Source organism: uncultured Marixanthomonas sp. (assembly GCF_963974425.1).
Taxonomy (GTDB): domain Bacteria; phylum Bacteroidota; class Bacteroidia; order Flavobacteriales; family Flavobacteriaceae; genus Marixanthomonas.
Genome location: NZ_CAXBCK010000085.1, coordinates 1 through 3,127 on the forward strand (window position 1 = coordinate 1; position 3,127 = coordinate 3,127).

General features: G+C 35.2%; 2 protein-coding genes and 1 pseudogene. 2 read left to right on the forward strand and 1 reads right to left on the reverse strand.

Annotation, left to right across the window (positions count from 1 at the left end; translation table 11 throughout):
- Both mnmG and AACZ92_RS16175 read left to right on the forward strand, forming a co-directional pair.
- Positions 1-1,376 (forward strand): tRNA uridine-5-carboxymethylaminomethyl(34) synthesis enzyme MnmG (mnmG, locus tag AACZ92_RS16170; RefSeq protein WP_339703630.1); only part of this gene is annotated, 1,376 nt, incomplete at its 5' end.
- A 126-nt stretch (positions 1,377-1,502) separates the two neighbouring features.
- On the forward strand, positions 1,503-2,351 hold the full coding sequence (locus AACZ92_RS16175; protein WP_339703633.1) for a class I SAM-dependent methyltransferase: 849 nt from the start codon (positions 1,503-1,505) through the stop codon (positions 2,349-2,351).
- Between the two features lie 145 nt (positions 2,352-2,496).
- Here AACZ92_RS16175 and AACZ92_RS16180 read toward each other — a convergent pair.
- Positions 2,497-3,127: pseudogene (locus AACZ92_RS16180) on the reverse strand (DNA polymerase III subunit delta'); the annotation flags it as partial.

Below are 3,127 nucleotides of genomic sequence, written 5' to 3' on the forward strand. Positions count from 1 at the left end.
TTCTTGTTTTGTCTCTGTTTACGGGTGACGTTAGAGCTGCTACCGGAATCACAAAAGACCTTATCGATTTAGGGTTTGAATCTGGTAGAATGAAAACTGGAACCCCACCAAGAGTTGATGGGCGTTCGTTAGATTTTTCTAAAATGTCTGTTCAGCCTGGAGATGCTATTCCTGAAAAATTTTCCTATTCAGACGAAACCAAACCTTTGACTAAACAACGCGATTGTTATATGTCGCACACTAGTGTGTTGGTTCATGATATTCTTCGAGAAGGGTTTGATCGCTCGCCGATGTTTAATGGTTCGATTGATAGTGTAGGGCCTCGATACTGTCCTTCTATCGAAGATAAAATAAATCGCTTTGCCGATAAAGATCGACACCAAATGTTTGTAGAACCAGAAGGTTGGAATACGGTAGAGTATTATGTAAACGGATTTTCAACTTCCTTGCCAGAAGATATTCAATTTAAAGCATTGCGAGAATGTGATGGTTTCCAAAATGTCAAGTTTTTCCGTCCAGGATATGCAATCGAGTATGATTATTTTCCACCTACACAATTAAAACATACCATGGAAACTAAGTTGGTTTCAGGGTTATTTTTCGCTGGGCAAATTAATGGAACTACAGGATATGAAGAAGCAGCTTGTCAAGGAATGATGGCAGGTATTAATGCACACCTAACAACCTACGAAAAAGATCCATTTATTTTAAAACGTAATGAAGCATACATAGGCGTTTTAATAGACGATCTTATTACTAAAGGCACAGAAGAGCCGTATAGAATGTTTACATCTCGTGCTGAATATAGAACATTGCTTAGACAAGATAATGCCGATTTTAGATTAACGCCTAAGTCTTATGAAATAGGTTTAGCTTCTGAAAAACGGCTTCGTAAAATGGAAGAGAAGAAAGAGCAATCTGAAAATTTCGTTCAATTTTTTAAAGCCACTAGTGTAAGTGATGAAGTTGCAAATCCTATTTTGAAGGATAACAACTCTGCTGAAGTAAAACAAAGCGATAAGATGGTAAAGATGTTTTCTAGACCAGAAATCGATATGAATGATATGCGAAAAATTGAACAGGTTGAAGAGTATATTCAAAATAATAATTTAGATTTTGAAGTATTAGAACAAGCGGAAATTCAAATTAAGTATGCAGGATATATTGAAAAGGAAAAGAATAATGCAGATAAATTAAACAGATTAGAAGGGATTAAAATTCCAGAAAACTTTGATTACACAAAATTGAAATCGTTATCCTATGAAGCAATGGAAAAGCTTAAAACAATTCAACCAGCAACGGTTTCGCAAGCTTCAAGAATAAGTGGGGTTTCGCCAAATGATATTTCAGTAATGCTTGTTTATATGGGACGGTAGCGTGTGTGTTCCACGTGGAACACATCGGTGCTTCGGCTCCGCTCAGCAACCTTTTTAACCTAAACGATATATCGTACACTGAGCGGAGCCGAAGTGTGCTAATAGATTAAAATAAAAATATTCCATTTGAAAAACACCAAAAAGCCAGTGTATATAACAACAAAAGATTTCCTTGTTTCGGGGGAATCTTTTCGGTTGGTATATGATTCAGAATTCAATATGTTGGTGACGACACCACAACCTACTGCAGAAAATCTTCCTGATTATTACGAAAGCGATGCCTACATTTCGCACACTGATTCTGAAAAAGGCTTGCTTCCTTTTTTGTATCAAAAAGTAAAACAAAGAGCGCTTAAAAAGAAAGTGCAACTTATTACAAAATTGAATAAAGGGACAGGATCTGTTTTAGATATTGGAGCAGGTACTGGAGAGTTTTTAAAAGTTGCTTCAGAAAAAGGCTGGAAAATTTATGGTGCAGAACCCAACGAAAAAGCTCGTTCCATTTCAGAACAAAAAGGGGTTAATTTAAAAGATTCCTATACAGAATTTTCAAATCAAAAATTTGATGTCATTACCCTTTGGCATGTTTTAGAACACCTTCCTAATTTACAAGAATCAATTAAGGAAATTGAAAATTTATTAAAACCTGGAGGGACGCTTTTAATTGCAGTGCCAAATTATAAATCCTTCGACGCAAAATTTTACAAAGAGTTTTGGGCGGCTTATGATGTGCCGAGACATCTTTGGCATTTTTCAAAGGAGAGTATGATTAAACTTTTTTCTGAAGAAATAAAATTGACCTCTACGAAACCAATGATTTTCGATTCGTTTTATGTGAGTCTGCTTTCAGAAAAATATAAAACTGAAAATTCTTTTTCTATCCGCGCCTTTTTTATTGGATTATGGTCAAATATCCGCGCTTGGTCTTCAAAAGAGTATTCTTCTCATATATATTGCTTCAAAAAAGCGAAATAAGCAAAATAGAGGCTGTTTAAGCGTGTTTTTATGAAACATAGGCTTTATTAGCTTGTTTTTTCTCTTTCGTGTTTAAAACCCTTTAATTTTGATTCAGAACTAATAAGCCCTAATTATCATAAAGATAAATTAAAATAGAAAATAATTATACAAGCTCTTTCTTATGAATAAGTCGCGTTAGGGAGATGGATAAATCTGTAAAGATGATTTTGGCATTTCCATTCCGTTTAATATGATAAGTTGCATCTTCTAATGCTTTGGTAATTTCGAAAATGTTATTTTGGTGTACGAAAGGAGCAAACTTTTCGAGAGAAAATTTGGGGTCTTCTGCTTCAAAAAACAATAAATCATCTGCTTTGTAATTTTTCAGTAAAGCTTGGCGAAACACTTCAATACAATATATAAGAAACTTCTTCTGTGTTTCACGTCCCAAACCAGCTATTTTTTCACTCCAACTCAACAAATCGTTAATGGCTTTTTTATTTCCTTTAGCCTTAAAAGCGGTACGTACCCACTCAATAAAGAGGCGCTCAAAATCTGAATCGTCACCCCCTTCTTCACTTAGCTGTAAGGCTCGGTTAACATCACCATTGGCGCGGTGAGCTATTTTTAAGGCATTATTTTGCTCAAGTCCTTTTTTTTGGGTTAAAAAGGTAGCAATATCCTCTTCAGAAAGTAGAGGAAAGTTAAGTTTTTGACAACGAGACTGTATGGTCCCCATAATTTGTTGTTCATCTTCACACAGCAACAAAAGCACAGTCTTTTTAGGCGGTTCT